The sequence below is a fragment of the Mesorhizobium sp. M7A.F.Ca.AU.001.01.1.1 genome (assembly GCF_004022735.1).
GTDB lineage: Bacteria > Pseudomonadota > Alphaproteobacteria > Rhizobiales > Rhizobiaceae > Mesorhizobium > Mesorhizobium ciceri.
In genome coordinates this window covers 1-5538 of record NZ_RZPF01000446.1, presented here as the reverse complement: position 1 = coordinate 5538, position 5538 = coordinate 1, and the positions used below count along the sequence as shown (strand labels likewise).

Annotated in this window: 8 protein-coding genes; 5 read left to right on the top strand and 3 right to left on the bottom strand. The window is 60.1% G+C overall.

Annotated features, from left to right (window positions below; all coding sequences use genetic code 11):
• Nucleotides 1-630 (top strand): TatD family hydrolase (locus tag EN884_RS23830; RefSeq protein WP_164895124.1); only part of this gene is annotated, 630 nt, incomplete at its 5' end.
• 3 nt (nucleotides 631-633) lie between these two features.
• On the top strand, nucleotides 634-1461 hold the full coding sequence (locus EN884_RS23825) for an MBL fold metallo-hydrolase (RefSeq protein ID WP_128360765.1): 828 nt from the start codon (nucleotides 634-636) through the stop codon (nucleotides 1459-1461).
• 4 nt (nucleotides 1462-1465) lie between these two features.
• On the opposite strand, the gene EN884_RS23820 is transcribed toward EN884_RS23825, so the two are convergent.
• Both EN884_RS23820 and EN884_RS23815 read right to left on the bottom strand, forming a co-directional pair.
• Nucleotides 1466-2227, bottom strand: a complete 762-nt coding sequence (locus tag EN884_RS23820) for a GNAT family N-acetyltransferase (RefSeq protein WP_013531572.1) — start codon at nucleotides 2225-2227, stop codon at nucleotides 1466-1468.
• A 301-nt stretch (nucleotides 2228-2528) separates the two neighbouring features.
• Nucleotides 2529-3011: a RidA family protein gene (locus EN884_RS23815; protein WP_027161647.1), complete on the bottom strand. Its 483-nt coding sequence runs from the start codon at nucleotides 3009-3011 to the stop codon at nucleotides 2529-2531.
• 192 nt (nucleotides 3012-3203) lie between these two features.
• Here EN884_RS23815 and EN884_RS23810 point away from each other — a divergent pair, with 192 nt between their 5' ends.
• The 3 genes from EN884_RS23810 (at nucleotide 3204) to EN884_RS23800 (ending at nucleotide 5368) form a co-directional block, all read left to right on the top strand.
• The gene (locus tag EN884_RS23810) at nucleotides 3204-3899 is read left to right on the top strand and encodes a TetR/AcrR family transcriptional regulator C-terminal domain-containing protein (RefSeq protein ID WP_013531570.1); all 696 of its coding nucleotides are present in this window, start codon (nucleotides 3204-3206) and stop codon (nucleotides 3897-3899) included.
• 307 nt (nucleotides 3900-4206) lie between these two features.
• A complete protein-coding gene (locus EN884_RS23805; protein WP_024505521.1) occupies nucleotides 4207-5178 on the top strand; it encodes an SDR family oxidoreductase in 972 nt (323 codons plus the stop codon).
• A gap of 40 nt (nucleotides 5179-5218) precedes the next feature.
• On the top strand, nucleotides 5219-5368 hold the full coding sequence (locus EN884_RS23800) for a hypothetical protein (RefSeq protein ID WP_013531568.1): 150 nt from the start codon (nucleotides 5219-5221) through the stop codon (nucleotides 5366-5368).
• A 59-nt stretch (nucleotides 5369-5427) separates the two neighbouring features.
• Here the strand turns inward: EN884_RS23800 and EN884_RS23795 are convergent.
• Nucleotides 5428-5538 (bottom strand): DUF892 family protein (locus tag EN884_RS23795; protein ID WP_128360764.1); only part of this gene is annotated, 111 nt, incomplete at its 5' end.

Here is a 5538-nt window from a genome sequence, read left to right as displayed (position 1 = left end):
ATCTATTGCTCTGTCGGCACTCATCCGCACAATGCGGCCGAAGAACTGGATATCACGGTCGAGGAGCTTGTGCGGCTATCCGCGCACCCAAAAGTAGTGGCCATCGGCGAGGCCGGTCTCGACTATTTTTACGACAAGGCGCCACGCGATGCACAGGCGCAAGGCTTTCGCAACCACATCGCCGCCGCCCGTGAAACGGGGCTGCCGCTGGTCATCCATTCGCGCGATGCCGATGCCGACATGGCTGATATTCTCGAGGACGAAACAGGGAAGGGCGCCTTCCCCTTCATCCTGCATTGCTTTTCTTCCGGGCGCCGGCTTGCCGAGGTGGGCGTCGCTCTCGGTGGCTACGTGTCGTTCTCGGGCATCCTGACCTTCAAGAATTCAGCTGAGTTGCGTGCCATTGCCGCCGATGTCCCGCATGCCCGATTGCTGGTCGAAACCGATGCGCCCTATCTGGCGCCCGTGCCGTTTCGCGGCAAACGCAACGAGCCCGCCTATGTCGCCCATACCGCCAAAGTGCTGGCCGAAACGATCGGGGTAAGCGAAGCTGAAATCGCCGATCTGACCACAGATAATTTCTTCCGGCTGTTCGGCAAGATGCCGCGGCCTGCAGAGCAAAGTGCCTGAACGATGACTGACCGGCTGCGCCTCACCATTCTCGGCTGCGGCTCGTCCCCAGGTACGCCGCGCATCACCGGCGGTTGGGGCAATTGCGACCCCGACAACCCCAGGAACCGGCGCACCCGTGCCGCCGCGCTCGTCGAGCGGATTGCGGCGAACGGCAGCCGAACGACTGTCGTCATCGACACGGGGCCGGATTTTCGGCAGCAGATGCTGCTGGCCGGCGTCAAACGTGTCGATGCGGTCGTCTATACCCACCCGCATGCCGACCATATCCATGGCATCGACGATCTGCGCGGTTTCGTCCTCGATCAGCGCCAGCTCATCGACGTCCATGCCGACAGGGCGACGATGCTTCGGCTGCGGGAAGCGTTCGGATACTGTTTCGAGACGCCGCAAGGCAGTTCCTATCCGCCGATCGTCAGGCCGCATCTCATCGACCACACCAGGCCGGTGGTCGTCGAAGGAGAGGGGGGTACCCTCACCCTCGAGCCGCTGCCGCAGATCCACGGCGACATCGTATCGCTCGGTTTCCGCATTGGCGGTCTCGCCTATTGCCCCGACATCAGCGACTTTCCGGAACCCACCGCCGAACGGCTGGGCGACCTCGACGTGCTGATCATCGACGCGCTGCAGTACCGGACGCATCCAAGTCATCTGTCACTTGGCGAAGCGCTTGAATGGATCCAGCGGCTGGCGCCGATACATGCGGTGCTGACACATATGCACGTGCCGCTCGACTACGTCTCGGTGATGGCCGAGACACCAGCCAATGTCGAACCCGCCTATGACGGCATGGTTATAGAAATCCCTTATGAATCAGCACGATGCGAATAGAGCTTCATGAGGGCTTTCGGCTCCTTGGTGCAAATATCAGCAGCGTTCCGATCCGCTCGTAGCCCATCCGGGGATAAAGCAGCGCCCCGGCATGGGTTGCTGCCAGCACCGAGTACCTTGACCCGCGCGCGCGATCGTCGTGCAACATTTTCGATATCAAAGCCTGACCAATGCCGCGACGCCGGTGCGACGGCTCGACATACATGCTCGAACACCAGGTGGCTCCCACGGCATCCAGGCTGCGAACGCGCCCAACGATGTCGGCGCCGTCGATTGCCACATACTGGCGGAACGGCGCGGTGTCGCCGAGCAAATCGTCTGGGATCGGCTGCCTGCGGATGATCTTTCCCAACTGTGCCGCCCGTTCGGCCGTCTGCACGCGTTCGACCGAAGCAACCGATGGCGGGTTCGGAATCCGGTGCAATCGGTGGACGAAAAAGCCTTCGGTCCGCAGCAGCCGGTAGCCGAGAGCTTTGTAGGCGGTTCGTGTCGGCCCGTCCGGATCGTCGTTCGCGATCACAACGGAAATGGCAAAGCCCGGCCGCGCATGCTGCCGCACGACGGCATCGGTCTCTTGAGCGGCGACGTCATGGACGACCCATTCTTCGCCGCGGTAATCGCGAGGATTCTTGCGTTCGGCATCGCGCATCAGCCACAATGGTCCAACGCGGCTGGCCTCGTAAGGAAAGGTGCGGCTCCTATCAGCGCTGAAGCCATGCACGAACACTTCGATTGCCGCTTCGATCTCGCTGTTTGCCATCTTCATTTCAACAGCCTAGCGTTGGCGATCCGCTCAAGGCAATACGCCACAATCGGCTCAAGCCTATGAGAATCAGCGGCAATTTACAGTTCTTGGCCCATGCGTTAGTTCCATAATCTATCTTATGCGACTTTTGGATACGGCGAGCGGCATGGATGCGGCGGTCCCCGACTTCACTTTCCAGTTCCCTTGGAGGCTTCAGCCTGGAAACACGTGAGGCTTGGAAACATCCGCTCGATATTGTGAGCGCGCAGCCGTCGGCAGCGCGCTCGACTCTTTGTTCGAACGATCGGGTCAATCGGAGCGACTATTCCAGAATAACGGTGGCCTCCACCTCGAAAAGCATGGGATCGATTGCAAGCTTGGGAACGGGAACCAGAGTCTGCGCCGGCAGCGCCTCGCCGAACATGTCCTTGACGTTCCTGGTCAACACCTCGAGCTTGGACATGTCGTGGTCGACCACGAAGACCGTGAGCTTCGCCACCTGATCCGGCTTGGCGCCGATGCCCTCAAGCGCAGCATGCAAATTTGCGTAGGCCTGCTTCACCTGGACGGCGAAATCCGGTGACAAGGTTCCTGTGCTGTCTTGGCCGCCCTGCCCGGAGATGTAGGCGATCCGAGCTCCGAGCGGTGCGATTACGGCGGTGCTGTAGCCATTCGGCGACGGGTCGTAGAGTGCCTGTGGATTGACAATAGTCAGCTTGAACTCGTTCGCCGGCGACGCAGTGGGGACTGCAATGGTCATGATGATTAGCCCTCCGATAAGCAGATGCTTGATTGCGCGTGACATGGTTTTTCGCTTGGCTCCGCAGCCTGCGAGCAACCTACCCTGGCGCCTGCAGATTGAACTTTAACCTAATCGCTACGTGAATCGTGCGATGTACGAGTCATCGTATGGTACGTCGTACGAGTCAATCGCTCAAGATCGACATTTGTCGCGTTGCCGGTCAAAATCGATGTTCTGAAAAAGCGAGGACGACGGATGGTAGCCAAACGCAGCGGCGCCCGGAGCAAAGGGGATCAACGGATAAGCGTGTCGCTCCAGCCCGTGCAGCAAGCGAGCACCGAGCCGCCGCTGTCTCGAGAGCGTATCGTGGCGACCGCGGTGGAACTGCTGGACGCCCAGGGCATAGACGGATTGACAATGCGTCGGCTGGCCGATCGCCTCGGCTCGGGTGTGATGAGTCTATATTGGCACGTCGACAACAAGGAGGATGTCTTTGATCTAGCAGTCGATTCGGTGCTCGAACATCGCGGATCGCCTGAAACAGGTGAGTCTCCGGACTGGCGCGGAGACGTCGTTCATATGCTCGAAGACTGGCGCGCCAGAATGTTGCGCCATCCTTGGTCGGCATCGCTGTTGCCGCGCCGGGCGCTCGGTCGGAACATTCTCGGTCGCCTGGAAATGCTGAGCAAGACCTTGTCCAGAGCCGGTGTTGCGGACGCGGATCTGAACGCCGCGATATGGTCGCTCTGGAACTATGTGATGGGCGCCACCCTCACCCGGGCAAGCTTCGATCTCTCGGAAGAAGACAGGGCAGCCGCACAGCAGCGTCTTACACATCTCAGCGAACACTACCCGACAATCGAACGCTCTCGTCTGCTGTTGGACAACGATTGGGATGGCGCCTTCCGAAGAGGCCTCGACTTCCTGCTCGACGGCCTCTCGCCAAGATAGAATTCCGGCGCTCCGCCCGGAGCAGACCGGATGGCGCTGCTTTGCGCACGCGACGCAAGAGCTTCCCAGTCCACATCATCACGTTTGGCTCGCCGCCAAGGCGGCGCAGGCAGCGGGCAAGCCCCAGATGCTCGATCCCATCGCGGCGGTGGCTGGTGCGGCTGCATTGCAGCTGAATTGTTGCAGTTGGCGATGTCGTCGCCACGCATTGCCAACCGCTGGTCGGAATCCTCTCTGCAGTCGATCTTTTGCGCAAAACCTTTTTGGCCGACATGCGTTGTTTTCTCTCCAAGCCAAGGAGACGATCATGCAGATGAAGTCGGAAATAGCCGGTGAAGCGGCCAAGCAGCGCCATATCCAACGTGGCATCGATGCCAAGGACAAATCGAAAGGCGATGGGAAGCTTCAAGGCGCCATGCAGGCTGGCGCCCGCGAATATCCCGAGCCCCCCTTCCCTGAGCAACATCAGCCCAAACCGGGACATGAATGGGCCATAGAGCCGGCGCCGCTGTACGATGCGCCTTACTATCTCGGATCGAAAAAACTCAACCAAAAGGTAGCGCTCATCACGGGCGGCGATTCGGGCATCGGCCGCTCGGTGGCGGTGTTGTTCGCCCGCGAGGGCGCCGACGTCGCGATCGTCTATCTGGCCGAGGACAAGGACGCTGAAGAGACCAAATCCGCGGTGGAAAAGGAGGGACGACGCTGCCTCCTGGTCAAGGCCGATGTCAGCGAACGCAGCCACTGCCACAAGGCGGTCATGGAGACCGTTGAAAAATTCGGCCGCATCGACGTGCTGGTCAACAATGCTGCGTTCCAGATCCATTCCAGCGACTTCGGCGAGCTCACCGAAGAACATTTCGACACGACGTTGAAGACCAATCTTTACGGCTATTTTCATATGGCGCAGGAAGCGGTGCCGCACATGAAACCCGGTTCGGCGATCATCAACACCGGTTCGGTAACCGGTATCGACGGTTCAAAACAGCTGGTCGACTATTCGATGACCAAGGGCGGCATTCATGCTTTCACGCGGGCCCTGTCGGGCAATCTCATCGGCAAGGGCATAAGGGTGAATGCGGTAGCACCGGGTCCGGTGTGGACGCCGCTCAATCCGTCGGACAAGGAAGCTGACGACGTCTCGAAATTCGGCGCCGACACGCCAATGAAACGACCAGCGCAACCGGAAGAGCTCGCGCCGGCCTATGTGTTCCTCGCTTCGCCGCATTGCTCGAGCTACATCACCGGCGAAATCTTGCCCGTCGTCGGAGGGTACTGAGGATGGCCGAAACGAAGTCCGCAACGAAGGAGTAGGATGGATGGGCCGTCTGCTTTTCATGGTGGCGTTCGCTTGTGTAGCGTATCGCATCTACACGGAAACCGCAGGGTCTGCTCGGCATGTGCCGCAGGATGACGGTGAGGCGCTGCGCAAGCAATCAGCGGCACTGGGCGTCGACCCGTCTCGCTGACGGGATGGAACCTACCGGCAATCCGGCCGGCCGAGTTACCAGCCGGCCGGATTGCAGCCTTATTCGGCTGCCTGCAGGTTGATCTTGCTTTCCGCCATTTCGGTGAGCTTGCGATCTGTCGCCTGTTCTTCCTTGAGATTCTTGGCCAGCACATTGGCGCAGTCGGTGCG

Coding starts and splice junctions, on each gene's coding strand:
- EN884_RS23825 (WP_128360765.1), top strand. CDS start 634: ATGACTGACCGGCTGCGCCTCACCATTCTCGGCTGCGGCTCGTCCCCA.
- EN884_RS23820 (WP_013531572.1), bottom strand. CDS start 2,227: ATGAAGATGGCAAACAGCGAGATCGAAGCGGCAATCGAAGTGTTCGTG.
- EN884_RS23815 (WP_027161647.1), bottom strand. CDS start 3,011: ATGTCACGCGCAATCAAGCATCTGCTTATCGGAGGGCTAATCATCATG.
- EN884_RS23810 (WP_013531570.1), top strand. CDS start 3,204: ATGGTAGCCAAACGCAGCGGCGCCCGGAGCAAAGGGGATCAACGGATA.
- EN884_RS23805 (WP_024505521.1), top strand. CDS start 4,207: ATGCAGATGAAGTCGGAAATAGCCGGTGAAGCGGCCAAGCAGCGCCAT.
- EN884_RS23800 (WP_013531568.1), top strand. CDS start 5,219: ATGGGCCGTCTGCTTTTCATGGTGGCGTTCGCTTGTGTAGCGTATCGC.